The sequence below is a fragment of the Paenibacillus sp. FSL R7-0179 genome (genome assembly GCF_038002265.1).
Lineage (GTDB): Bacteria > Bacillota > Bacilli > Paenibacillales > Paenibacillaceae > Paenibacillus_AQ.
Genome location: NZ_JBBOCC010000002.1, coordinates 3,037,016 through 3,061,530 on the forward strand (window position 1 = coordinate 3,037,016; position 24,515 = coordinate 3,061,530).

The 24,515-nt window shown below is 52.9% G+C and carries 24 protein-coding genes; 6 read left to right on the plus strand and 18 right to left on the minus strand.

Annotated features, from left to right (window positions below; translation table 11 throughout):
- Positions 1–3: 3 nt before the first annotated feature.
- From MKX63_RS29465 to MKX63_RS29480, 4 genes are all read right to left on the minus strand, one after another.
- A complete protein-coding gene (locus tag MKX63_RS29465; RefSeq protein ID WP_341023342.1) occupies positions 4–912 on the minus strand; it encodes a carbohydrate ABC transporter permease in 909 nt (302 codons plus the stop codon).
- A gap of 61 nt (positions 913–973) precedes the next feature.
- Positions 974–2,317, minus strand: coding sequence for an ABC transporter substrate-binding protein (locus tag MKX63_RS29470; RefSeq protein ID WP_341022195.1), 1,344 nt, complete (start codon positions 2,315–2,317; stop codon positions 974–976).
- 187 nt (positions 2,318–2,504) lie between these two features.
- On the minus strand, positions 2,505–3,722 hold the full coding sequence (locus MKX63_RS29475) for an MFS transporter (RefSeq protein ID WP_341022198.1): 1,218 nt from the start codon (positions 3,720–3,722) through the stop codon (positions 2,505–2,507).
- Positions 3,723–4,016: 294 nt separating this feature from the next.
- The gene (locus MKX63_RS29480; protein WP_341022200.1) at positions 4,017–4,784 is read right to left on the minus strand and encodes a DUF1836 domain-containing protein; all 768 of its coding nucleotides are present in this window, start codon (positions 4,782–4,784) and stop codon (positions 4,017–4,019) included.
- A gap of 115 nt (positions 4,785–4,899) precedes the next feature.
- Between MKX63_RS29480 and MKX63_RS29485 the strand changes: the two genes are divergently transcribed.
- The gene (locus MKX63_RS29485) at positions 4,900–6,222 is read left to right on the plus strand and encodes a hemolysin family protein (protein ID WP_341022202.1); all 1,323 of its coding nucleotides are present in this window, start codon (positions 4,900–4,902) and stop codon (positions 6,220–6,222) included.
- Positions 6,223–6,611: 389 nt separating this feature from the next.
- Here the strand turns inward: MKX63_RS29485 and MKX63_RS29490 are convergent, their stop codons facing one another.
- Positions 6,612–7,118, minus strand: coding sequence for a GNAT family N-acetyltransferase (locus tag MKX63_RS29490; protein ID WP_341022204.1), 507 nt, complete (start codon positions 7,116–7,118; stop codon positions 6,612–6,614).
- A gap of 79 nt (positions 7,119–7,197) precedes the next feature.
- A complete protein-coding gene (locus MKX63_RS29495) occupies positions 7,198–7,557 on the minus strand; it encodes a VOC family protein (protein WP_341022205.1) in 360 nt (119 codons plus the stop codon).
- Positions 7,558–7,706: 149 nt separating this feature from the next.
- Here MKX63_RS29495 and MKX63_RS29500 point away from each other — a divergent pair, with 149 nt between their 5' ends.
- Positions 7,707–9,059 carry a TrkH family potassium uptake protein gene (locus MKX63_RS29500; RefSeq protein ID WP_341022206.1) on the plus strand — a complete coding sequence of 451 codons (1,353 nt, stop codon included), beginning with the start codon at positions 7,707–7,709 and terminating at the stop codon, positions 9,057–9,059.
- Between the two features lie 86 nt (positions 9,060–9,145).
- Here MKX63_RS29500 and MKX63_RS29505 read toward each other — a convergent pair whose 3' ends face one another.
- A complete protein-coding gene (locus MKX63_RS29505; RefSeq protein ID WP_341022207.1) occupies positions 9,146–9,427 on the minus strand; it encodes a hypothetical protein in 282 nt (93 codons plus the stop codon).
- 162 nt (positions 9,428–9,589) lie between these two features.
- Between MKX63_RS29505 and MKX63_RS29510 the strand changes: the two genes are divergently transcribed.
- The 3 genes from MKX63_RS29510 (at position 9,590) to MKX63_RS29520 (ending at position 12,675) form a co-directional block, all read left to right on the plus strand.
- Positions 9,590–10,834: an aminopeptidase gene (locus tag MKX63_RS29510; RefSeq protein ID WP_341022209.1), complete on the plus strand. Its 1,245-nt coding sequence runs from the start codon at positions 9,590–9,592 to the stop codon at positions 10,832–10,834.
- A 51-nt stretch (positions 10,835–10,885) separates the two neighbouring features.
- Complete coding sequence (locus MKX63_RS29515) at positions 10,886–12,115, plus strand: aminopeptidase (protein ID WP_341023344.1); 1,230 nt, start codon at positions 10,886–10,888, stop codon at positions 12,113–12,115.
- Positions 12,116–12,498: 383 nt separating this feature from the next.
- The gene (locus MKX63_RS29520) at positions 12,499–12,675 is read left to right on the plus strand and encodes a hypothetical protein (protein WP_340753439.1); all 177 of its coding nucleotides are present in this window, start codon (positions 12,499–12,501) and stop codon (positions 12,673–12,675) included.
- Between the two features lie 162 nt (positions 12,676–12,837).
- On the opposite strand, the gene MKX63_RS29525 is transcribed toward MKX63_RS29520, so the two are convergent.
- The 7 genes from MKX63_RS29525 to MKX63_RS29555 all read right to left on the minus strand — a co-directional run bounded on the left by MKX63_RS29525 (position 12,838) and on the right by MKX63_RS29555 (position 19,001).
- Complete coding sequence (locus MKX63_RS29525) at positions 12,838–13,530, minus strand: AlkZ-related protein (RefSeq protein WP_341022211.1); 693 nt, start codon at positions 13,528–13,530, stop codon at positions 12,838–12,840.
- 36 nt (positions 13,531–13,566) lie between these two features.
- Positions 13,567–14,154: a TetR/AcrR family transcriptional regulator gene (locus tag MKX63_RS29530; RefSeq protein WP_341022213.1), complete on the minus strand. Its 588-nt coding sequence runs from the start codon at positions 14,152–14,154 to the stop codon at positions 13,567–13,569.
- Entirely contained in the window at positions 14,147–14,875 is a 729-nt protein-coding gene (locus MKX63_RS29535; RefSeq protein WP_341022214.1) for an MBL fold metallo-hydrolase, read from the minus strand. The genes MKX63_RS29530 and MKX63_RS29535 overlap by 8 nt, the downstream gene beginning before the upstream one ends.
- A 405-nt stretch (positions 14,876–15,280) precedes the next feature.
- Entirely contained in the window at positions 15,281–16,057 is a 777-nt protein-coding gene (pstB, locus tag MKX63_RS29540) for a phosphate ABC transporter ATP-binding protein PstB (RefSeq protein ID WP_036695365.1), read from the minus strand.
- A 97-nt stretch (positions 16,058–16,154) separates the two neighbouring features.
- Positions 16,155–17,051, minus strand: coding sequence for a phosphate ABC transporter permease PstA (gene pstA / locus MKX63_RS29545; RefSeq protein WP_340753431.1), 897 nt, complete (start codon positions 17,049–17,051; stop codon positions 16,155–16,157).
- Positions 17,048–17,881 (minus strand): phosphate ABC transporter permease subunit PstC, encoded by an 834-nt coding sequence (gene pstC / locus MKX63_RS29550; protein WP_445321785.1) that lies wholly within the window; start codon positions 17,879–17,881, stop codon positions 17,048–17,050. The genes pstA and pstC overlap by 4 nt, the downstream gene beginning before the upstream one ends.
- Before the next feature lie 166 nt (positions 17,882–18,047).
- A complete protein-coding gene (locus tag MKX63_RS29555; protein ID WP_341022216.1) occupies positions 18,048–19,001 on the minus strand; it encodes a phosphate ABC transporter substrate-binding protein PstS family protein in 954 nt (317 codons plus the stop codon).
- Positions 19,002–19,261: 260 nt separating this feature from the next.
- On the opposite strand from MKX63_RS29555, the gene MKX63_RS29560 reads away from it, so the two are divergent.
- Positions 19,262–20,176: a LysR family transcriptional regulator gene (locus tag MKX63_RS29560; RefSeq protein WP_341022218.1), complete on the plus strand. Its 915-nt coding sequence runs from the start codon at positions 19,262–19,264 to the stop codon at positions 20,174–20,176.
- Between the two features lie 279 nt (positions 20,177–20,455).
- Here the strand turns inward: MKX63_RS29560 and MKX63_RS29565 are convergent, their stop codons facing one another.
- From MKX63_RS29565 to MKX63_RS29580, 4 genes are all read right to left on the minus strand, one after another.
- Entirely contained in the window at positions 20,456–21,292 is an 837-nt protein-coding gene (locus tag MKX63_RS29565; RefSeq protein ID WP_341022219.1) for a class I SAM-dependent methyltransferase, read from the minus strand.
- Between the two features lie 73 nt (positions 21,293–21,365).
- Entirely contained in the window at positions 21,366–22,280 is a 915-nt protein-coding gene (locus MKX63_RS29570; protein WP_341022221.1) for a DMT family transporter, read from the minus strand.
- Between the two features lie 161 nt (positions 22,281–22,441).
- Positions 22,442–23,578: a zinc-dependent alcohol dehydrogenase gene (locus MKX63_RS29575; RefSeq protein WP_341022223.1), complete on the minus strand. Its 1,137-nt coding sequence runs from the start codon at positions 23,576–23,578 to the stop codon at positions 22,442–22,444.
- A gap of 91 nt (positions 23,579–23,669) precedes the next feature.
- Positions 23,670–24,482 (minus strand): VanW family protein, encoded by an 813-nt coding sequence (locus tag MKX63_RS29580; RefSeq protein WP_341022225.1) that lies wholly within the window; start codon positions 24,480–24,482, stop codon positions 23,670–23,672.
- Positions 24,483–24,515: the final 33 nt, after the last annotated feature.

Here is a 24,515-nt window from a genome sequence, read left to right on the forward strand (position 1 = left end):
AGCTTATTTCCCCCCATCTTCATAATGCACCCACAGCTTGCTGCTGCCGAATAGCAGGAGTGTGAATATCCCGATCAGCAGCACCAGTACCCAGGCCATCGCCGAGGCATAGCCCATCTGGAAGAAGGAGAAGCCCTTCTTGTACAGGTACAGGGAATACATCAGGGTGGAATTCACCGGTCCTCCGCTGCCGTTACTGATAATGAACGCTTGGGTGAACGACTGGAAGGCGGTGATCGTCTGCATGATGACGTTGAAAAAGATAACCGGAGACAGCACCGGCAGCGTAATATGCAGGAATTGCCCTACCTTACCTGCACCGTCCACCGAAGAGGCGTCATAATATTCCGGCGGCACCTGCTTCAGCCCGGACAGGAAGATGATCATCGACGAACCGAATTGCCATACCGACAGCAGAATCAGCGAATACAGCGAGTATTTGGGATTCGATACCCAGTCAGGCGCCTGTATCCCCACCATGGCCAATAGCTGATTCAGCAGCCCGTCGCCGCCGAGCATCTTGCGCCACAGCATCGCAATAGCGACACTGCCTCCAAGCAGCGTAGGGATGTAGTAGACCGTCCGGTAGATGCCGAGGCCTCGTATTCCTTTGTTAAGGAGTAGGGCCACCGCCAGGGCGAACATCAGCTTCAGCGGCACCGATACGAATACGAAGATAAACGTCACCTTAAGCGACTGAATAAATAGCGGATCTGCGGTGAGCATCGTTCTGAAATTATCCAATCCGATCCATCTGGAGCTCTCCAGAATACTGTAATCTGTAAAAGAAAAATAGAGTGAGGCCGCCATCGGCCCCAGGGTCAGGCACACCAGCCCCAGCAGCCAGGGCGACAGGAACAGGAGGGCGATCCCGTTCTGGTTGTAACGCATCTTTGCTCTGCGCCGCTTCATGCCTGCTGGTCTATCTACTGTCATCAAATCTGCACTCAATGGCTCTCTCCCTCCTCTATATTTATTTGGCCTTGTCCAGTATGGCGTTAGCACCGGAGATGAACTGTTCGGTTACCTGCGGAACGCCGGCCTGACCGAAGGATATCTGCTCGCTGGCGCTCTTGAAGTTCTTATCAATCTCCGAGAAGCCCTGCGGGTAAGGCGGGTCAATATCACTGGAATGCTTGGAGACCACATCGATAAAATCAAAGATTAACTGCTCCTCGGCGGTTAGCGACGGCTTCAGCTGCTCCCGGACTGCGGAATTGACCGGCACTCCCCGTTCAGCCCCGAGAATAGCGGTGCCTTCCGGGTCGTTGACCATGAAGTCGATGAGCTTCGCTACCTCCTTGGGATACTTGGTCTTGGCATTCCCGGAGATGAACTGGCCGGGCTTCAGATATTCGCCGATCTTCTGCTCTCCTTCCATATGCGGAATCACCTGCATCTTCAGCTTCTGGCTCTGATCCTTCAGCACATTCTGATAGGTAATCAATTGGTTGGACCAGGCGAAATCAAGGGCAGACTGGCCAACGGACAGCGGCCGGGTCTCCAGCGCATTCGTCATCGCGGCAGTTACTTCTGCCGTTGTAGCGCCGCCACTGTCCCGCAGCTCCTGCCAGTACTTGAACCATTCATCGATGACCTCCTGGGAGACCCCGAGCTTGTTCCCGGCGAACAGTCCGCTCCCGTTCTGGCGCACGAATACCTCGAAGATGTTCGTAGTGCCCGAAATATCCGGCGTCCCATAATAGCCGTCGCCCTTCTTCTTAGCAATCGCATTCGCCATCTCCGCAAAATCCTTCCACGTCCATGACTCCTGCGGCTCCGCAATTCCCAGCTCCTGTAGCACAGAGGCGTTATAGACGACGCCGGGAGCGTTCACTCCAAGGGTAACGGCATACAATTTGCCGTCAATGCTTCCTGCCGAGAGCATGCTGCTATCATGGTCCTCTGTCCGCAGCGTGCCATCCTGGGTATAAGGCGTCAGGTCAAGCAAGGTGCCGCGCTTGGCGTAATCGGACAGGAACGCATAGTCCATCTGAATGATGTCCGGAGCATTCGAGCCTGCTACCTGAGTAGACAGCTTATCGAAATAGCCGTCCCAGCCGGAATATTCCGGTTTAATCGTGATGCCCGGATTCTTCTCCTCGAAGCGCTTGATCATCTTGGTGGTCAGATCGTGGCGTGTCTGTGAGCCCCACCAGGTCATGCGCAGCTCAATTGCAGGTGCCGAGCCCTCTGTCTTGGATGAAGCCTTGGCTCCGTCCGGTGCATTCGCATCGCCGGATGAGCATCCGGCCGTAGTCATCAGCAATATGGAGCTTAGAAGCAGTACAAGTCCTTTGGTCCCCTTGATTGTCATCTGTTGCCTCCTCAAATTTGTGAAGTAAGCGGTTACATAAATGATTATACGGAAGGCTCTGCATAGGGTAAATCCAGAAAAGTAAGGGGTTCTATCAAATAAGTAAGACAAAAGCCAGCCGGAATCTTCCGGCTGGCCTATTAGTCCTGGATTGTTCTGTTAAGTATGAATCTGTTCCGTAAGCAGTCTACTCTAGCTCCAGTCCCTTCGTTTCTTTCCCCAGGAACAGCACCGCCAAGGCGCCGATTACAATCGTGACGAAGAAGATCATGAAGATGGAGCCGATCCCGACCGCCTTGCCGACCATCAGCCCGACCAGCGTTGGAGCAATAATGCCGCCTATCCGTCCAAAGGAGGTGGCGAGTCCGGCACCAGTGGAACGGATTTTAGTCGGATACAGCTCAGGCGTATATGCGTACATCCCGCCCCAGGCTCCCAGGTTGAAGAACGACAGGCAGATCCCGGCAGCCATCAGCATCCCCTCGGTCGTTGAATTCCCGAACCAGGCCGCGCTGACGGCTGTCAGCAGGAGGTAGATGACCAGTACGAATTTGCGGCCGTATTTCTCGATGAAATAGGCGGCGGTGAAATATCCCGGCAGCTGGGCGAGTGTCATGATCAGCACATATTCGAAGCTTTTGACCAGACTGAAGCCCTTCAGCACCATTACCGTCGGCAGCCACAGGAACATTCCATAATAAGAGAAGACTACAGTGAACCACAGAATCCACAGCATGATGGTCGAGCGGCGGTGCTCTGCCGACCAGACTGCCGCTACACGCTTCTTCAAGGGCACTGGAGGAGCTTTCTTGATCTCCGCAAACTTCGGTGAGTCATCGATTGCCCTGCGCAGATAGAGCGCATATAGTGCCGGTACTGCCCCAATGGCGAAGGCGACCCGCCAGCCGTAATCCGGAATGACGAAGTACGCAATCAGTGCTGACAGAATCCAGCCGAGCGCCCAGAAGCTCTCCAGCAACACAACAGCACGGCCTCTTTCCTTGACCGGCATACTCTCGGATACCAGAGTCGAAGCCACCGGCAGCTCTCCGCCGAGCCCGAAGCCGGCAATGAAGCGCAGCACACACAGTACTGCATAGCCTGCGGCGAAGGCCGACAATCCGCTTGCAATCGAGAAGATCAGCAGCGTCCACAGCAGCACCGATTTGCGGCCGAAGCGGTCCGCCATAATCCCGGCTGCAGCCGCACCGACGGCCATCCCCACTGAGTTAATGCTGGTTAAATAGCCGATTTTCTCCGGTCCCAGCGACCATTCCTTGGCCAGTGCAGCCACGACGAACGAGATCATCCCTACATCCATCGCGTCGAACATCCAGCTTAGACCTGCACTGAAGAGCAGCTTCCGCTGCTTCGGATTCTGCAGCAGCGACATTTGATTCCACATGACTTAAGGCCCCTCTCCCCTGATTCCCTTTACAATAATACCTAACTATATAGATTGAACTAAAAATTTAAGTTAAAGGAAAAGTGGCGGAGGGGAATTTTGGAACTGGAGGAGCGGTAGCGACCGCCTTTGTCTACGGATTTCAACCGTTAAAAACGGTATAAAATCATGAAATCTGTAGAAGGGCAGCGGCCGGAAGTCCAAAACTTCTCTGGAGTCACGGCTAATCCCAAAACACAAAAATCATAAGTTCAATTTATATAGTATCACTTACACATTCTAGAAGCGGATGGTTCAAAAATCAAGGAATAACACCGCATTGAAATATTGCCGGGCCATCGCCTGAAAATAACAGGTCTGCACCGAGATCGCAGCAATCAGCAGCATATTCTGCACCGCATCGCGCTGCCCTCTGCTCAGGTGGCTGAGCCGCTTCATCATTTTGTCCATGGCCGACTTGATTCCACTGTCCGATTTCCACTGATATTCCTTGGGATTCCCGGTCAAAGCCTGTCCCTCTGCCGGCACCGGGGAACGGCTCTTAATCTCCTCGAACAGCTCCGCATACCCGTGATACAGCTGGGCCGGTTCCACCAGATCATCGTCATCACGTTCAGGCGCCAGGAACAGCATCCGGAAGAGCTGCCTGATGCTCTCGAAATCAAGCGCCGCCTTCAGATCGTCTATTATAAATAGGATGGCTGCCTGATTAATGGAGTACTTCTTCCCTTCACGCGGGGACCCGAGATATTCCTTGAAATCCCGCTTTACCCAATTCTGCATAGCAGAGACGGATAACGTGGAATACTCAATCAGAGCGCCAAGTGAAGCAATTTCACCCAGGGACAGTCCTTTGACGCCTCTGCCTTTAATCAGCTTATGCAGAATCGGGGGGATATCCGTAGATAGAAATGCGGGCAGACTTGTCCCCTCCCGCACCTCGTCGCGGTGGAACTTCGTCCAGGCTTCCTGCAGAATATGGAGCGGCTTCCGCTCCGAGTTTGGCCCTAGAGACAGTAACAGTCCGGACATCTCTATCCGGCTAAGTGTAAAAGCTTCCATAGCTGGCAACCCTCCACCGTTTGATATTTCACTGAAAAGTTCGTACAATAGGTTCATAAGAACTCATAATATGAGTATAACCTATTTTAGGGACGAAAGGGATGGTAAAGATTATATGGGTATAGGACTTAGTTTGACGCTCGTGGCAATTTTGATTATTTTAACCGCATTTTTTGTAGCGACGGAGTTTGCAGTAGTGAGATTACGGGGAAGCCAGGTCAGCCAAATGGTGCTGGACGGCAAGAAGAACGCACTGGCAGTACAGCGGGTAGCCGCTAACCTGGACGGATATTTATCCGCCTGCCAGCTCGGTATCACGATTACTGCACTCGGGATCGGGGCATTGGCAGAGCCTGCTTTTGAGCAGCTGCTCATTCCATTGTTTGATCTGGCTGGTGTGAGCCATAACGTTAGTAAGCCCATTGCTTTTGCTTTGGCCTTCATTATCGCCACCTTCCTCCACGTCGTGGTCGGTGAGCTTGCACCGAAGACCGCCGCTATTAATATTCCGGAGAAAATTGGTCAATTTACCGCACCGCTGATTATTTGGTTCTACAGAATATTGTACCCTTTGATTTGGTTCATGAACGGTTCCGCCAACCTGCTCGTCCGTATGTTCGGCATGAAGCCTGCCAGTGAACACGGCGACGCGCACAGTGAAGACGAGATCCGCCTGATCCTGTCCGAGAGCTATGAGAGCGGCAAAATCAACAAAGCGGAATATGGTTATGTTAACCGGATTTTCACCTTTGATGAGATGCTCGCTAAGGAAATTATGGTTCCCCGGACAGATATGGTATGCCTGTTCACCGATCATTCGCTGCAGGAGAATATTGATATTATCCGCAAGGAGCAGTACACCCGCTTCCCTGTAGCTGACGGCAGCAAAGACAATATTATTGGTATGATCAATACCAAGCAGCTCTACCTGCAATACGACAACAATCCTGATTTCGATTTCAAAAGCCTGATCCTGCCGCTGGTGACCGTATCGGAAGTTACGCCAGTGAAAACACTGCTGACCCGTATGCAGAAGGAGCGCGTCCATATCGCCCTGCTGTTGGATGAATACGGCGGCACCTCCGGCCTGATTACGATTGAGGACATTCTCGAAGAGATCGTCGGTGAGATCCGCGATGAGTTCGACGAGGATGAGCGCCGCAATGTGGAGAAGCTGAGCGATACTCATTATCTGTTCGACGGCAATGTCTCCCTGCTGGAGGTCAAGGATCTTACCGGACTTGATTTCCATGATGAAGAAGTCACCACCATCGGCGGATGGCTCTACAGCCATATGGAAGAACCGGCTGTCGGCAAAAGCCTCACCTACGAGCATGTCACCCTGACCGTCCGCGAAATGAACCGCCACCGTATCCGCAAGGTGGAGATCCTGATCGATCTTCCAGTCACCGAAGATTCGGATGCACACAGCGAGTAAAGCGTATAGATAAGCTGCAACAAGTAAGGCGCTCCCCTTGAGTTACGGGGGAGCGCCTTATTTCCTTCCTATATTAGCAAACTATAGAAAGGTTGAAGGTATGATTAAACCGAATACAATTGACTGGTACATCGGCATACGGACCAAATGTATGTGAAAAACAGTATAAATTGTGCTACAAACGGGCATATGGTCTGAGTGTATGTGAAAAACAGCATACATTGTGCTCGCAAATAGGCACACGGTCTGAATGTATGTGAAAAACAACATACATTGTGCTGCAAGCGTGCATCGGGACCTAATGTATGTGAAAAACAGCATACATTGTGTTCACGCGAAGATAATCTTCTTTATCAGTTGAAATGATTTTGCCCTTATAGTTAATGCGATTAACTATACACTTTACCCATATAGTATTCATCCACCCATTGCCCGTCCACCAGCAGCGATTTTGGCTTCAATCCCTCGATTTCAAAGCCTTGCCTCTTATACAGCGCAACCGCCCCTTCATTATGCTGCATCACGGTTAGCTCCAGACGCACCAGGCTGCACTGTCTGGCCCACCGGTCCATTTCACTGAACAATGCGCTGCCGATGCCCCTGCCCTGATACTGCTTCAGGATGCCGGTAACAATATAAGCACTGTGTCTATTGCGGCTGAAGGTACCTCCTTCGACTGACAGATATCCTGCAAGCTCACCGTCTGCTTCCGCTCCCAGAATAAGCGAGTTCTCCGCTTGGCCTAAGCCTCTAATCATGTCTTCCACCTGTGGAATGCCGCTCTGTCTCTCGCCCGGGGCCAGGAGCATAAAGGCGGTTTCCCCGTCCAGACGATGCTGGAGGTTCAACAACGCTGCTGCATCTCCCGGAAGCAACTCCCGCAGTGTTACGTTCAATTTTATTCCCCCTACGATAAAAGCTGCATATTATCCTTGTATAATTAATGTAATTAACAAATATAATTAATCCAATTAATTAATTGACGGAGCGGCAGATCATCAGCACATTTCCGTCCGGGTCCTTGAAGTTAAACCAATGGTCATTCTCAATATCCGTAAGGATCTCTGCTCCGCTGGCTTTGACATAATCATAAGCGGCATCGATGTCCTCTGTAAGCAGATGGAAGGTCGGTACCTTCAGTACGGCTTCGGCTGTGAATATAATGCTGTCCAGCACGATCCCCGGTCCCTGCATCGGCACATCGTACAGATGCCCGAATAATACCTCGCCGTCCAGCGGCAGCCCCAGCAGGCTGCAATACCAGTTCTTGGACCTTTCGATATCACTAACCGGAATGAAGACAGCGCCAACCTGATTGCGTATCGGACTTGTCACAGCAGTATAGCCTCCTCATATAAGTGCAAGTTGTTGAATCCTATAGCCTATAATAATTTCGATAAAATATGTCAATATCCTGCCTGCTTGGTGACGGGAATACAAGTTATGCTATAATCTTGTCAGATCCTATCCCTATTGTCAGGAGAATGAACTTGGCTAACCTTTTCTTTGGGCATCTGAAGCTGACACCGCCCAAAATACTATCCCTCGGCTTCGTGGTCCTGATCGCTGCCGGAACCCTGTTGTTATCTCTGCCCGCTGCTTCTACGGGCGGAAGAATCTCTTTCATTGATGCGCTGTTCATGGCAACCTCGGCCACCTGCGTAACCGGACTTGCTGTTATCGACACCGGAACACAGCTCTCAACCTTCGGCCAGATCGTACTGCTGGTGCTGTTCCAGTTCGGCGGTCTCGGCTTCGTAACGATGGCAACGCTGATCACTCTGGTGCTGAACAAACGAATCTCATTGAAGGAACGCCTCTTGCTGCAGGAATCCATGAACCAGAACTCCATGCAGGGGATCGTGAAGCTGATCCGCCGGGTTCTAATCTATTCCCTGGTGATTCAGTTGACCGGGGCCATTCTGCTGGCTGCCCGATTTGTAGTGGATATGCCGGTAGGCAAAGCAGCTTATTATGGACTGTTCCATAGCATCTCCATCTTCAACAACGCGGGCTTCGATTTGTTCGGGGATATTCACGGGCCGTTCAGCGGATTAACCCGGTATGTAGAAGATCCTGTTGTGAATATTACCTCCATGCTGTTGATCTTCCTGGGCGGAATCGGCTTCATCGTCTTATCCGATGTGATCGATTACCGGAGGAGCAAGCGGCTGATGCTGCACTCGAAGGTTGTGCTGGCGACCTCAGCCGTGCTGATTCTGGTCGGAGCAATAATCTTCTTCTGGCTGGAGCTGAACGCTACACTGAAGCCGCTGCATGCCGGAGGCAAAATTATGGCCTCCTTCCTGCAAGCTATTACGCCCCGTTCCGGCGGCGTGACAACCATCGAGATTCCGCTGCTTCGGGAATCCACCCAGTTCCTGATGATTCTGCTGATGTTCATCGGGGCGGCTCCAGGCTCTACCGGCGGCGGAATCAAGATTACCACCTTTGCCATTCTGGCCAGCACCGCCTACGCCAAGCTGCGCGGCAAAGAAGATATTGTAATGTTCCGCCACCGGATCTCGAAGGAGAATGTCTATAGGGCTATTACCATGACCTTACTCTCACTGATGCTGGTGGTTATCTCCACGATGCTGCTGTCCGTAACAGAGCGCGCAGATTTCCTGACCGTATTGTTCGAGGCAGTGTCCGCCTTCGGCACCTCAGGCATCACCATGGGACTGACCACAGAGCTGACCACGATCGGCAAGTTGCTGGTAATCATTCTTATGTTCGTGGGCCGGACCGGACCGCTTACCCTGGCCTATGCGCTGAAGCCGAAGAACAGCAAGGAGCTGTACCGTTACCCGGAAGGCAATATCACCATCGGATAACGGCCGGCGGCCACAAAAAAATGCGGCCCTGCTCGTCCAAGGCAATCTGCCGGGCGGGGGTCGCATTGTTTTATCCGCAAGTAAGCTTATGCTTCCTCTTCCGGGATCTCCTGGGTATCCAGCGCTGCATCCAGCAGCTGATTGTACAGATCATCGTCATTCTCCAGCAGCGCATCCACTTCCAGGAACTGTTCCTCACTCCCCGGCTCACCGGCGAAGCTCAGGCTGTAATCCCATTCGGTTCCACGGGAACTGTAGAAAGTGATCTCATAAGGGGAACGGTGATTCTCTAATGTAAAGACCGTTCTCCCCACAAAACTTCTATCCTCTACTTGTTTCATTTCTGCTTTGGTGATTTCCAGGTTCATCCTCTTTCCTTCCTTTCATCTGATCATGCCCACAATATCCAGTATAACATTGATATGTCAGCATTTCTCTTTCCTTTTGCGCTGTAATTGACTTTTTTCATCCGGCGGTTAATAATTTAGTACAATGCTTATATAGAGCTAAAAATTATGGTAATGGAGGAAATGTCAATGACTGAAACAGAGCTTCAGGACAAGCTAAGTAAATACGCTGATTTAGCAGTACAAATCGGTGTGAATGTTCAGCCGGGACAAATCCTGGTCGTGAACGCCCCGATCACTGCGGCCGGGTTCGTCCGCCTGATTACGGCCAAGGCTTATGCCATCGGTGCCAGCCAGGTGAAGGTGAACTGGAGTGACGAATTCATCACCCGCCAGCAGTTCGAGCATGCGTCGCCCGAAGTATTCACCAAGGCCCCAACCTGGTTTGCCGGTGAAATGACTGAGCTTGCCGAGAACGGTGCCGCCTTCCTGTCGGTCATTGCCGAGAACCCGGATGCCCTCAAAGGCATTGATCCTGAGCGGATTGCGAACTTCCAGAAGACTCGTGGGGCAGCGCTTACGAAATACCGTGAATTACAGATGTCCGATAAGGTTAGCTGGAGTATTGTAGCGATCCCGTCCCAGCCATGGGCAGACAAAGTTTTCCCTGAACTCCCTGCTGACCAGCGCGTAGACAAGCTGTGGGAAGCTATCTTCCATACCGTCCGCCTGGACCGTGAGGACCCTGTTGCCGCCTGGCAGGAGCATCTCGACACCCTTGAGTCGAAGGCTAATGTTCTTAACGCGAAAAAGTACGCCAGCCTGCATTACATAGCCCCTGGAACTGACCTTAGCATCGAGCTGCCTGAAGGCCATTTATGGGCGCAGGGGGACAGCATCAATGCCAAAGGTCATTCTTTTGTCGCCAACATGCCGACGGAAGAAGTCTTCACGGCTCCCAAGAAAACCGGCGTGAACGGTACAGTCCGCAGCACGAAGCCGCTCAGCTACGGCGGGAATGTGATTGACTGCTTCTCAATTACTTTTGAACAAGGCCGGATTACCAGTGTGAGCGCAGAGCAGGGCCAGGAAGCCCTCGAATATCTGATCAGCCTCGATGAGGGCGCCAAATATCTGGGGGAAGTCGCGCTGGTGCCGCATAAGTCGCCGATCTCGGAATCAGGGATTCTCTACTTCAATACCTTGTTTGACGAGAATGCCTCCAACCATCTGGCTATCGGTACCGCCTATGCCTTCTGTCTGGAAGGTGGCAAAGAAATGACCCAGGACGAACTGACCGCCCGCGGCCTCAATAACAGTGTGACCCATGTTGACTTCATGATCGGCTCGGCCGAGATGGATATTTACGGAATTACTGCTGACGGTAAGCGCGAGCCGGTCTTCCAGAAGGGCAACTGGGCCTTCTAACCCCCTTATACGCTATTGCATTTCATTAGATAACGAATGGAGCTGAAGCTATTGCTGGATTTCAATCAAAAGCTGGAGAATTATGCACTGCTCGCTGTAAAGATCGGCGTTAATATTCAACCCGGCCAGACCCTTGTGGTAAATGCGGATATCGTAGCGGCTGAGCTGGTCCGCCTGATTGTACGCCAGGCCTATGAAGCAGGTGCGAAGCTCGTCAAGGTTAACTATTCCGATGAATTCGTCACCCGTACCCGCTATGATCTCGCGCCGTCCGAGAGCTTCCTTGAGCCTCCTAAGTGGCAGGCTGATGAGCTGGAGGATCTGGCACGGGGCGGAGCCGCGTTCCTCACGATTATCTCAGCGAATCCGGATTTGCTAAGCGGTGTAGATCCAAGCCGCATTGCGGACCATCAGAAGACCGCCGGTCAAGCTATGGCTCCTTACCGTGAGATGCTGATGGCTAATCAGGTCAGCTGGACCGGCCTCGCCTTCCCATCCGCTTCCTGGGCTGCGAAGGTATTCCCTGACGCCGCGCCTGAGCAGCAGATTGACCTGCTCTGGGACGCCATCTTCAAGGCTGTGCGCGCAGACCAGGAGAATCCGGTGCAGGCCTGGAGTATCCATCTGGCTGGCCTGAAGCAGCGCTGTGAGCTGCTGAACGCCAAGAAATACCGCAAGCTGCACTACACGGCTCCGGGCACCGATCTGACGATCGAATTGCCTGAAGGTCATATCTGGTGTCAGGCCGGTGCGGTGAACAGCCGCGGCATGTCTTTCCTGGCGAACATTCCGACCGAGGAAGTGTTCACCGCTCCGCTGAAGAGCGGTGCGAACGGCACGGTCCGCAGCACGAAGCCGCTCAGCTATGGCGGCAACATCATAGACCGTTTCAGCCTGACCCTGGAGAATGGTAAAGTGACAGACTTCACAGCTGAAGTGGGCCAGGAAGCATTGGCTTCTCTACTGGCTATGGATGAAGGTGCCTCCTACTTCGGTGAAGTGGCGCTTGTGCCTTTCCACTCCCCGATCTCGGAGAGCGGCATTCTCTACTACACCACCTTATATGACGAGAATGCTTCCTGCCATCTGGCACTTGGCGCTTCCTACGCGTTCACCTTACAGGACGGCATTAACATGACTAAGGAACAGCTGGTGGACAAGGGCATGAACCAAAGTCTCACCCATGTCGACTTCATGATGGGCTCCCCGGAGATGAACATCGACGGGATTGCCGATGACGGCTCCACCGATCCGATCTTCCGTAATGGAGACTGGGCGTAAGCTTATTCTTTGTACTATGAATGAGACCCTGCTATTTCCTCTTGAGGAATGGCGGGGTCTTTGTGTTTTCCAGAGGGACTTTTCTCCTGAGTGTGCTATGGGATGAGAGTACTGTATTTTGTACAACAGATTTCCGGATTTCAGCTCTAAACCGCCGTTTTCTCAAAATTCTAGTGTATAAAGTACAACCAGAGGTGAAGTCTAGTGGCTCACAACACCCCAAAGAGCCCAAATGTGAACATTTAGTCAAAGAATTTTCACAATATTGTTGAAATTAGTTCACAAATATGTCACAATACAATTATAGATAGGGTTTACAGTGCCAAATGAGGAATGTTTTAGTCCACGAGTAATCTCATGAATAATCTAAGGAGGGAATTCTGATGAAAGAATCTTTCAATCATGACAACACAGATTCTACGGAAACAGAACGTCTGGAAGTTCAGGCTCCCAAAGACTTAAGTATCGTTGCCTCCGACGCTATCAAGTACACCGCCTATATCATGCTGCTGTTCGGATTCCTGTACTTCCTGGTTGCCTACCTTGGCCCCATGCTGTAAGGATGCTTCAATATACACAAGACATGCAGGACAATCATATATTCGTAAGCGCTTACGGCCGGTCTGCTCCTGCGGGAATGAGATTAGCCGTTTTTATTTGTTCTTCACCTTAAAATGCCAAAAACGGCAGCCCTCTTCATCCAGAGGACTACCGTTCTTTGTCTATTCCCAGCCCAGCGCCTTGTTGATCCAGGCAACCGCCTCCGGTGCCCATGCTGCTTCCATACGTGCACGCAGCCAGGCTATCGCCTCTTCTCTCGATCCCTCAAAGGGTGGAATGCCCGCTTCATGCATCCAGTGCCCCGAGGTTTCAAAAGAGGTGCTGTTCCAGCCATTCGGCTCTCCGTCCGCATTCACCCGCTGCTTCACGCCGGAGATTACGGTATCCAGAGACCCTTGCAGCTCCGTTACCGCATTGTCAAAAGCCGTCTTCTTCTCCTTGGCCTTCATATCCGCCATAGAGCGCAGCTGGCGCGTCTCTATGCCCTCATTCGCCCGGATAATCTCCAGCAGCGTCAGCGCTTCTCTAGTGGCCAGGCCACTCTTATACCGCTCTTCGAGAGACTGCTGAGGTCCGGCCGCTGCCAAGTACGCCGGAAGCCAGTCGCGGGATACGAGCACGGCTTTTTTCTTGATGAATTTGCCGTAGCCGGCTAAGCCTTCTCCGGGAAATCTGACTCGCCATCCCCAAGGGTCCAGCTCTGTATCGGTATGCCAGTTCTCCTTCAGCGTCAGTCCGTTCACGGACGGATGCTCCGGGATCAGGGGTGCCAGCGGCACAATCCCCAGCCTGGCAACCACCTCAGCCATCTCTTTAAAGGTGGTTACATTCTCTTGCTTACCTGCTTCGCCCACGTAATTCAGCCTCCTAGATCAATCTGGCTTGTACACCTAGTTAAGCTTATCATAAGCATCCGATCCCATACAGCGGATTCCGGCAATATAGGTGTTAATCAGCCGGGTGAGCGTGACATTCAGATCCAGCGGCATTCCAAATCCGCCTTGATGCTCCAGGGTGGACAATCCGTGCAGGATACTCCGTAATCCACGGACTGCATGCAGATTGCCTTCCTCATCCAAGCCGAACGCGGATATCAATTGGATGATGAGTGACAGGATCTTTGCACTCGCCGCCTCCAGAGCGGTGTCTCCCGGTTCGGGTGCTTGGAGCGTCGTCTGATATAGCCCCGGGTGTGCTCTGGTGAATCCGAGGTAAGCCTGACTCATGGCATGTAATGCCGCTTCTCCGCTGAGCCCCTCCGTTGCCTGCGATATGATCTCATACAGCTGCTCCAGGCCATATACCGCCATCAGTGTACGCAGCCCCGCCAGCCCGTTGATGTGATTATAGAGTGACGGGGAACGGACACCCAGCTTTGCGGCAAGTGCAGCCAGCGTCACTTCTTCCATACCGTGTTCATCCGCCAGCTCTGCGGCAGCCAGCACCAGCGTGTGCGTGTCCAGACCTGCTCTAGCCATGTACTTTCTCTCCTCTCTTGAATTGCCCTTCAGCCTCCGCAGCCGCCCGCTTCATCGCCTCCACCGGAGCTATAAGCAGATCACCGTGTCCTACCGCCAGTACAGTTGGGGTAAGATCAATCAGCCTGTAAGCACTCACCAAGGCCTGTTCGGGGCTCCAAGTCGCCATAGCCGGAAAAGGAAACCAGGCGACCTTCTTGCCGGACACCGCCGTGGCCCGGAAGGTCTGGAACGCATCACCAACGATCATCGCTCCACTGCGCCGGTCCTGAAAAGACATCGAACCCGGCGTATGTCCGGGAGTACTGAACGCCATCAGCGAGCCGATGCTATCGCCGTCATGCAGCAGAATATCGGGCCGGGTTACTATTTTGGCGGGTACACTCCCCTTAATAGGAGTCTGTAGCTCACCTGCTCTTAACGAGCGGTCACCAGCCAACAATGCAGCATCCCGCTCCGAGATATAGACCTTAGCCTCCGGCACCTGCTTCTTCAGGGCATCAAGCGCCCCGACATGATCCATATGACCATGAGTTAGCACGATCCGGGTTAGCGGCTTCTGAAGCTTCGCAGACTGTAGCAGAATCCCCTTCATACTATAGGACATGCCCGCATCAATAAGTGTAAGCTCCTCTTCTTCTTCGATCAAATAACAATTCACTGGAAAAATACGCGGCAGCCACGTAAGCTGATGCAAACTGCCTTCTCTTGTCACTCTCATTGTAAATCCCTCCTCGAAACTAATCTTATTAGTTTAAATATAGACTAATAAGATTAGTTTCGCAAGAGTTATTTACTGATACAAAAGTGAACGGCTTACACCGCGTTGTGGCGACATCCAGTCCCTGCTCCTCACGTCTGCGGAATGTAATCGGTTTTTCGATTACATTCCGCCCACTTGACTTCCCGCAACGCATTGTGATCAGTTTTTCGATTACATTCTGCACACACGCCTCCGCCACGTGCAATGTAATCGGTTTTTCGATTACATTTACCCCGCGCATCCCTTTCCGGCCCATTATCCTTCAAACAGCAAAAACACCACCCGTAATGGATGGTGTCCTGAACGATCAGTGTTATCGAATTTGTATTTGCCCGTCTATACCCGTCTGTACCCGTCTCCCAATCAACCAAACCGGCCCATAATGTATTCCTGCGTCATCTGGTTCTCGGGGTTCGTGAAGACCTTCTCGGTCTTGTCGTATTCCACCAGGGAGCCGAGATAGAAGTAGGCGGTGTAATCCGAGATTCGCGCAGCCTGCTGCATGTTGTGGGTCACGATCACGATGCGCAGCTCCTCCTTCAGCTCCTTGATCAGCTCCTCTACCTTCCCGGTCGATACCGGGTCAAGGGCCGAAGCCGGCTCATCGAGCAGCAGGATCTGCGGGTTGACCGACAGCGCCCGGGCGATACACAGACGCTGCTGCTGTCCGCCTGACAATGCCAGAGCGGAATCCTTCAACCGGTCTTTGACCTCGTCCCACAGGGCGGCGCGGCGCAGGCTGCTCTCCACGATTTCATCCAGTGCCTGCTTGCCCTTGATGCCATGATATTTCGGGCCGAAGGCGATATTGTCGTAGATTGATTTATAGAACGGATTGGGCTTCTGCCAGACCATACCGATCTTTTGCCGCAGCTTGATTACATCCGTGCCTGTAGCATTGATATCCACACCGTCAATCCAGATGCTGCCTTTGGTTGTAGAGCCGGAGATATCGTCATTCATCCGGTTCAGTGAACGGAGAAAGGTTGATTTCCCGCAGCCCGACGGGCCGATCAATGCGGTAACCGTATTCTGGGCAAAAGGAAGGCTGATCCCCTTCACCGCCTCATACGTCCCATAATAAATACTCAGATCCTCCGTTTGAAATGATTCGCGCACCACTGGTTCCGCTATTCCCATCTCTTACTCCTCCTAAAAGTTCTGATAGCTTACACGTTCTGACTCTTCTGCGCAAAACTCGCTTCGGAAGCCTATGCCCTCCCTGTGCGTAACAAGCCTAGCTCATTCTTTTAGATGCAGTAAGCTTGCGGTAGATGAATCTGCCGAAATAACGGGCAGCCAGATTGAAGATTAATACGGTCAGCACCAGAACGGCTGAAGCGCCCGCTGCAATCTGAAGGGCATCCGGGGCCAGGCCCTCACTGTTGACCTTCCAGATATGCACCGCCAGCGTCTCCGCCGGACGGAACGGGTTGAGCGGTGAGGAAGGGCTGAGCGGATTCCAGTTGCTGAAGTCCAGGCGCGGGCTGCTCATCCCTGCGGTGAACATCAGCGCAGCTGCTTCGCCGAACACACGGCCGGCCGACAGGATCGTGCCGGTGATGATCGTCGGCAACGCTACCGGGAGCAAGACCGAGGTAACGATTTTCCACTTGGATAATCCGAGCGCGAAGCCTGCTTCCTTCTGCTGCTTAGGCACCGTGCGGAAGGCCTGCTCCGTAATACGTACCATTAGCGGAAGGTTGAAGAAGGTTAACGCGAGCGCACCCGAGATCAAGGAGAACCCAAGATTGAAGGTGTTGACGATCAGCAAGAGACCGAACAGACCCACGATGATCGACGGGAAGGAAGACAATACCTCCACGACCAGGCGGATGAAGTTGGTCAGCTTGCCGGGACGGGCATACTCCGCCATGAAGATTCCTGCACCCAGCCCCAGCGGCACGGTGATGATTAAGGTCAGCACCAGTAGGAACAGGGAGTTGAACAGCTGAGGCCCGACGCCTCCGCCTGCGCGGATCTTTTGCGGCGCGGAGGTCAGGAAGTCCCAGCTAATATGACTCATACCGCGGATCAGGATATATCCTAGTAAGCTAACCAGGATGGCTACGATCAGCAATGCAAAGGTTACGATAACGACTGTGGCTATTTTATTCGCAGTTCTCGGCTTCAAATTTTATTTCTCCTTTCGAGCATTCTCACCAGCAGGACGAATACAAAGGTCATCAGCATCAGCACCAGCGCCATGCTCCACAGCGCATTATTCTGCGGTGAACCCATGGTTGTATTCCCCATGCCCAGCGTGATGACACTGGTAAGTGTGGATGCGGACTCGAACAGGGAGTGAGGCACGAACGGCGCGTTACCGATAACCATCTGCACGGCAAGAGCCTCGCCGAAGGCGCGGGCCATGCCAAGCACTACACCCGTCATAATCGCCGGGAAGGTCGTCGGGAGAATGACCCGGGAGATTGTCTGCCAGCGTGTAGCACCGAGCGCAAAGGATGATTCTTTCAAGTTTTGCGGCAATGAAGCAAGCGCGTCTGCAGCCACGCTGGTAATCGTCGGCAGAATCATAACCGACAGCACTAGCGCGCCTGCAGCCACCCCGATGCCCTGTCCGGGCAGCGTATCCCGCAGAAATGGAACAATGACGCTTAGTCCTACGAAGCCGTAGACAACGGATGGAATACCTGACAGCAGCTCGATGACCGGCTGCAGCAGCTTTTTACCCCAGCCCGGCACGATCTCTGTCATGAAGAGCGCCGCGCAGATGCTGAGCGGACTTGCGATCAGCGCAGCCAGCAGGGTAACCAGGAAGGAACCCGAGATGAACGGGAAGGCTCCATAGGATGGTGTGTCTGCTTCAGGCGACCATTTCGTGCCGAACAGGAATTCTGAGACCTTGACCTCACCGTTAACGAAGTTGGCTACGCCTTTGGAGGCTACGAAATATACCATGGATATAATGATGACAATGAGCAGCAGCACGCAAAAGGACATGTAAATACGTCCGATTAAATTTTCTATATGATGTTTTTCCAGCCGCTTGTTAGTTGGTTGTCCCCTCAAGATGCTCCCTCTTTCTAAAGTGAAAAGAGAGGCAGAAGATCTCCGCCTCTAATCACATTAAAGTTTAAATCCAATCCTAACTGTGAACCGGTGAAGCTTATTTAGGTGTTACAGTACCTGCCACATCACGCGATACCTGCATTTTGGAAGCCGGGATGTAGCCAAGCTCTACAACGTCGCCAGTCTGTACTTCATCCGTCAGGAAGTAATCCAGGAACGCTTTTACAGTCTCATTAGGTTCACCGTTGGTGTACATGTGCTCGTAAGCCCACACCGGATATTTACCGGCTACTACGTTATCTACCGAAGGCTCAACGCCGTCATAGCTTAAGGTTTTTACGGAATCATCGAGGTAGGACAGGGCCAGATAACCGATCGCTCCCGGTGTTTCGCCGATCATTTTCTTAACCGTACCGGAGGAATCCTCCTGGATCGAACCCTTCAGGTCCTCTGTCTTGGTGCCAAGAGCGAAGCTCTCGAAGGTAGCACGGGTACCTGAGCTTGCCGGACGGTTGATGATTTGGATGGCCTGATCTGCGCCGCCGACGTCTTTCCAGTTCGTGATTTTACCTGTGAAAATATCCACCAGCTGTTGCTTGGTTAAGCTGTCTACGCCTGCCTTCGGGTTGCTTACTGCCGCAATCGCTACAACCGCCACTTGGTGATCCACCAGCTCAGCCGCTTTAGCAGCATCCTTCAGCTTCTCTTCGGCGAATACATCCGAGTTCCCGATATCGACTTGCTTCTCAGAGACCTGGGTCAAGCCCGTTCCGCTGCCGCCGCCTTGAACCTGAATGTCCACGCCGGCATTCGCATCCATGAATTTCTCAGCTACCTGCTCTACGAGCGGCTGAAGTGCTGTGGAGCCCGAAGCCAGGATCGATCCGCTTAATTTAGCACCGCTGCTGGATTCTGTGTTTGTTGCAGCCGGTGTATTTCCTCCGCTATTGGATGCTGCCTTGTTTCCCCCGTTGTTTCCGTTCCCGCATGCTGAAAGTGCCAGTACGCTTGTAAGAGCCAAAGCCATGATCCACGATTTTTTGAATTGCATTGTTTGTTTTCCTCCTAAAGGTTTTGTGAGTGTCTGCTGCGTTCCATCTGCTTCGTACAAAACTCACTCGGGAAGCATTATTGTGTATCTATCAGCGTCTCTTCTGACTCTTCTTATTCTAGGACCCGTTCGTTAGATAAAAGTACTGAGTTTGTAAACCGAAGGATAAAAGTTATAATATAAATTGAGTAGTTGAATAGATAAATTCTATATCGAAACAACAATAGCGGTCTTTTGGCCCCATTCCCGGAGGAATCCTCATGAACCTTGTAAAGCTGCAAATCTTAGTTCTTATCGAAAAATATAAAAAAGTAACGGATGTAGCCGCCGAGATGAACCTTAAGCAGCCTACCGTCTCCTTCCATATGAAAAGTCTGGAGAGTGAGCTTGGCGCTTCCCTCTTCCAGTACCGGAGCGGCCGGGTCCTGCTGACGGATGCCGGACGCGCCTTGTATCAATATGCGGTCCGCATTGTCTCGCTAAGCGCGGAGGCCGAGCGGACAGTCAAACAGTTCACCTCGCTCGCCTCGGGGAATCTGGAGCTTACCGCCAGCGATATCCCTGCCAGTTATCTTGTGCCCAAACTGCTGTCCCAATTCACACAGCATTATGACGGGATCGATGTTTATCTATCCGTACTGCCGGATGACGCCATCCGGGAACGGCTGCGCAGCCGGGAGATCCAGCTCGCCGTGCTGCACAGTGCAGAGGGACAAGACGATACCTTCCATACGCAGGTGATTGCCGAAGAGGAGACGGTGCTGGTCTTTGCGCCGGAGCATCCGTTTGCCGGGGAGCAGGAGCTGACCGCTCAAGCCGTAGCCCGCGAGCCTTGGGTGCAGCATGAAGCCGCCTCCTTCCTGCGCGGAATCTCTGACCAGTGGGCACAGCTTAATAATGTAAGGGTCTGGAACCATGCGGTGCTGGGCTCCCCGGAGGCAGTCAAGGGGATGCTGTACACAGGCCGGATGGTGGGCGTGTTCTCCCGTTCCGGGATTGAGGCTGAAGTAGCAGCGGGCCGTCTGGCTTACGCCAAGCTGCCGGGAATACTTCCGATGGACGGGTCTTTTGTGCTGGCTTGGCGCAAGGATTATACACTCTCTCCGCTCCAGCAGGCTTTTGCCGGGATGGCGGCGGGTTATGTACAAGTAGAAACGGCTGCGCCGTCCTTTTAAAGGACGGTACCGTTTCAGCGAGAAATAGAAGGATAATGTTTTTGCCATACATTTGATCCATGTGCTGCTGTGCCTGCTTGCGAGCATAATGTATGCTGTTTTTCACATACATTCTGGCCGTGCGGCTGCTTGTGAGCACAATGTATACTGTTTTCCACATACATTTGGTCCATAGGTCGCTATACCAGAAACTGTAGTTTCCTAATATAACAAAAAAAGGTATCCCTGGAGCGCCTGTGTAAGTGCGCTAATGGGGATACCGTGTGGTGGTGAACCTTATTATCTTTTGACAGCGACCAGGGTGAAGGTCTTGGGAATTCCCTTATCGTACACATCCGACGACAGGTTGGGCTCCTCCACCAGTTCCTTAATCACCAGTCCGCTGGCTGCGGCAGCAGTAACCAGCTCGCCCAGCGTCCAGCGCCGCCAGTAGACGACATTCGGCTTGTCCGCCTCCGCCGCTGCTCCTGAGGAAGGCATGTATTTGGAATAGGACACCTGCTTCTCTTCAAGCGCCGTATCAAAATAATCCCCGCTCACCTTATGCTTGCGCACCTTGGCCGTCGACCCCTTGGAGGAGATCAGCTTGGTCGTCACCGGATGGAAATCCCGCAGCACGAACGTCCCGCCCGGTGCCAGCAAGCGGTAGGCCGTAGCCATGAACGGAGCCAAATCCGTAAAATAATGAACAATTCCCATTTCGGCAAAAACTACATCATAAGAGCCGTTAAGAAGCGCTTCCGGCAGCTCCAGGACATCCGACACGATATAGTCTAGCTGCACCCCGGCTGCCTGGGCTAGTTCACCGGCATAACGGGCATTGGCCTCCGAGAAATCCGCTACAGTTACCTCAGCCCCCAGCAGCCCCAGTACCACCGCCTTCATGCCGTTCGAGCCCATCAGGTTCATGATCCTCCGGCCCTTCACTTCACCGAGATAGGTATTCAGCGGATACAGCTTCCCCGCAGGGTCCTTCGACAGCTTCTCCGCAGCCTCTGCCGGGGTTCCGAACCGGCTGGTCCAGGCCGCATAGGTATCCTCATTCCACAGCTCCTCGCTGGTGGGTGCCGCCTCCTTACTCAGGCCATCCGGTTCATTCTGATTAGGTTCATTCATTGCTTTCGTTACCCCTTTATCTAAGTTCTATAATATGCAATCAAGTTTGCCTCTCGGGTCTGCCCGCGTATAGCTAGGAAGCGTTCGGCAGAGATTGCCGGAGCTTCAGCGCTTTCCTGCGTCCGGCATACAGATAGACGCCCAGCCCGGCCATGACCAGTACGCCGCCCGCCCACTGTAGACCGCTAAGCTGCTCACCCAGCAGCAGGAATGCCAGAATGCTCGCGCCGACAGGCTCTCCCAGGATATTCATCGAGACCGTAGTCGCCGAAGTATATTGAAGCAGCCAGTTGAACAGGATATGGCCGAAGACGGTCGGCACCACCGCCAGCAGGACGAAGATCCCCCATTCCCGGGCCGGATAATCGAAGAACGGTGTGCCGGTCACGAGATTGTAGACGGCAAATACGATGGCCGCAGCGATAAATACAATCAGGCTGTACAGATAGGACGGCATACGCGCCACCAGCTTTTGTCCAAGCAGCATATGTGCGGCTACCGCTACGGTTCCGCCAACCGACAGCATGTCGCCCTTCAGATTCTCAGCAGACAAGCCAATGTCTCCCCAGCCGATAAAAGTAACGCCAAAGATGGCAATCGCCATTCCCAGGATAGCAAAAACCGAATTACGCTCTTTATACAGTATGTACGCACCGAGCATAATGAATAACGGCTCCAGCGCCATAATCATTGTTGAGCTGGCCACCGAGGTATAATTCAGCGATCCCATCCACAGCAGAAAATGCAGGGCAAGCATGACACCGGACACTCCCAGCAGCAGCCAGTCCTTCCGCCGCAGCTTAAAGAGTGCGCCGCTATAGGGACGGGCGAACGGCAGCATCAGCAGCGAGGTGAACAGCAGCCGGTACATCCCTTGGACCGATACGGGCGCGGAGGACCATTTAATGAAGATAGAAGAAAAAGAAATGGCCACAATTCCGATTACCATCAAGAGAGGTACGGGAACGGGCGGTTTATTGGTACGCATGACAGACGCCCCTTCATAGGATGTAAGACTCATTATGTTAATTTAACGCAATTCGGCGAAAAAAGCAGCATTTTTTCATTTCACGCACAAATAAAGGCACAGAATCCGCTCTGACGGGTCCCATGCCTTATAGAAGCCTAGCTGACAGATGCTGCCCCCTGTTACGGCTTAAGCACTACCTTGATACAGTCCTCTTCCTTATCCTGAAACACCTTGTAGCCATGCTCTGCGCGGCTGATCGGCAGCCGGTGGGTGATAATATCTGTGGGATCGAACTTGTTCTCCTTAATCATCTTGTAGAGCTCAGGCATGTAGTGAATCACGGGAGCCTGTCCCATCTTCAGCGTGATATTGCGTTCGAACAGATGACCCAGCGGGAACATATTGTAATTCAGGCCATAGACACCGATTAACTGAATGGTGCCAAACTTGCGGACCACCTCGGAGGCGATACGGAAAGCCCCCAGCGAACCGCCCTGCAGCATCAAGGCTGTCTCCACCTTCTCAACAACCGTCTTCTTGGCATCCAGTCCCACGCAGTCGATCACCACATCCGCTCCGCCCCGTGTAATCTCCTTGAGATTCAGCTCTACATCCTTGGTCTGCTCAAAATTCACCGTCTCCACATGATTCGTCAGCCTCGCATGCTGGAGCCGGTAATCGACATAGTCCACCGCAATGACACGGGATGCGCCTTTCATCCAGGCGAACTTCTGTGTCAGCAGGCCTACCGGGCCACAGCCAAGTACAATGACGGTATCACCGGGCTTCACTCCGGCATTCTCGACGCCCCACCAGGCGGTCGGGACAATATCCGAGAGGAACAGCAGCTTCTCGTCTTCCATCTCCGCATCCTGCGGGACGACAAACGGCCCGAAGTTGCCGTAAGGCACACGCAGCAGTTCCGCCTGCCCTCCGGCAAATCCGCCGTAAGAATCCGAGTAGCCCAGGTAGCCGCCGGTATCCTTGGCATCATTGGCATGATCACATTGGCTCTCCATCTCATGCTGACAGAAGAAGCATTGCCCGCAGGCTACATTGAACGGGACAATGACCCGGTCGCCCTTCTTGACCCGTGTCACCTCAGGACCCGTCTCTTCCACAAACCCCATCGGCTCATGTCCGATAATGTAATCATCATGCATTCCCGGGATTTCTCCGTTATAGATATGCAGATCCGAGCCGCAAATAGCAGTTGAGGTGATACGGACGAGGATATCATCCTTCTTCTCCAGCCGCGCATTGGCGACCTCCTTGACCTCTACCTTCTTCTTGCCTTGATAGGTTACTGCCTTCATAAGTGTGGGTCACTCCTTCGGATGTAAGGTTATGGTCATGGCAAGCTGATCGGAACAGCCTCACTATGGTATAACCCCAAATCCTGCGGATTTATCCGTGCAGCAGCGGAGAATACATCATCAGCGCGTGGTTCTCGGCCACCGCTTCGTCACCGGCCAGCTCTCCGCTATGCGTCAGCACTCTGCGCCGGATCGCGTTGCGCCGGATATACCCGCCCCACGGCTCCAGACTGATGCGGTGCCTATCTTCATACACTTCATAATGGTAGAGCTGCTGTCCTGCACAGCGCCATTCTCCGTGCAGATTAGTCTCATCCAGGTGCAGCTTAAGCTGATAGGCATGCTCTGTATCATTGCGCAGCTGGAGATCCAGATAATTATAGGCACAGGTAGCCCCGCTGCCGAAGGGCTGGGTCCGCTGCTCATCCGGAAAGACATCATAGCTGTGCCGGTGTCGTTCGGTAACCGTCAGCGGCGTATGCAGCGTCATCCAGTAGATCAGATTGGACAATTGGCATAGCCCGCCCCCTGTTCCGGACCGGAATCCGCCATAATGGAGCACCATTCCGTCGAGGTAACCTTTTCTTCGTGTCGGCTTGCCAATTCTGCGCCAATAGGAGAAGCTCTCGCCCGGTTGAATGACAAGCCCGTCCAGCTTCGCCACCGCGAGCCTCAGGTTCACGATTTTGTTGTGCTGAAGCTGCATATCCACAGCCCGCAATTTGCGCAGCAGCGGCGTAGCATGGCTGGCCGCCTCATAAGGCAGAGCTTCACTGCGCTGTTCAGAAGCCAGACGTCCGCTGGCCGTGATCCATTTCCAGTACCTTTTCCAGGTAAAATACCGCTTGCCTGCAAACAACCGCAGTTTGGAACGCCGGATGGGCTTCATAGCCTGCATCGTCATTGCTATACCTCCCACGTGTAGCTATTGTGCCGA